Source organism: Staphylococcus sp. GDX7P312P (assembly GCF_008385775.1).
In the GTDB taxonomy this organism is placed as follows: Bacteria; Bacillota; Bacilli; order Staphylococcales; family Staphylococcaceae; genus Staphylococcus; species Staphylococcus haemolyticus.
Map to the genome: position 1 here is coordinate 1 of NZ_VUKI01000082.1, position 923 is coordinate 923.

2 protein-coding genes are annotated in these 923 nt (G+C 28.9%); both read left to right on the forward strand.

Annotated elements, in window-relative coordinates; translation table 11 throughout:
- The coding region (locus F1592_RS13420; protein ID WP_149814208.1) for a CadD family cadmium resistance transporter at positions 1 to 485 on the forward strand (485 nt) is incomplete at its 5' end.
- Between the two features lie 18 nt (positions 486 to 503).
- The gene (locus F1592_RS13425; RefSeq protein ID WP_011274432.1) at positions 504 to 845 is read left to right on the forward strand and encodes an ArsR/SmtB family transcription factor; all 342 of its coding nucleotides are present in this window, start codon (positions 504 to 506) and stop codon (positions 843 to 845) included.
- Positions 846 to 923 lie beyond the last annotated feature (78 nt).

A 923-nucleotide genomic window follows, 5' to 3' on the forward strand; every position in this document is an offset into this window, starting at 1 on the left:
TAGGATCGATGATCCTCATATTAGTCAGTTTATTTTTAGCTTTTGTGTTAAATTATGTTCCAGAGAAATGGATATTAGGTTTATTAGGTTTGATCCCCATCTACTTAGGTATAAAAGTTGCTATTTATGATGATTGTGAAGGCGAAAAAAGAGCAAAAAAAGAATTAAACGAAAAAGGTTTGTCCAAATTAGTAGGGACTGTTTCTTTAGTGACAATTGCAAGTTGTGGTGCAGATAATATTGGTTTATTTGTCCCTTATTTTGTAACATTGGATATTGTTGAATTACTGACTACCTTAATTGTATTTTTAGTTTTAATTTTCTTTTTAGTATTCACAGCACAAAAACTAGCTAGAATTCCTGGTGTGGGTGAAATTGTTGAGAAGTTCAGTCGTTGGATTATGGCTGTTATCTACATAGCATTGGGCTTATTTATTATTATTGAAAATGAAACCATACAAACAATATTAGGATTTATATTATAAATTAAGGTGTGACTTAATATGAGTAACAATAAAATTTGTGACGTCATTTGTGTTCATGAGGAAAAAGTGAATTATGCTTTAAGATTTTTAAAAGAAGAAAAAACTCAACGGCTTATCAATACATTATTAAAGATAAGTGATGAGAATAAGCTGAAAATTATATTAGCTCTAATTAAAGAGAAAGAATTATGTGTTTGTGACTTATCTATAACATTAGGTTTGAGTATAGCTTCAACATCACATCATTTGAGAGCTCTGTATAAAAGAGACGTGCTGGATTTTTACAAGGATGGGAAAATGGCATACTATTATATCAAAGATATAGAAATGAAATCATTATTAATAAAATGTATGACTTAAATATAAAGAAACGCTCACATTAAACGAGCGTTTCTTTGAATTCTTGTATTCTTTTTCCAATTTCATCTCTAACACGTT

Bases quoted from the DNA above. Each gene is read 5' to 3' on its own strand.
- F1592_RS13425 (WP_011274432.1), top strand. From the start codon at position 504: ATGAGTAACAATAAAATTTGTGACGTCATTTGTGTTCATGAGGAAAAA.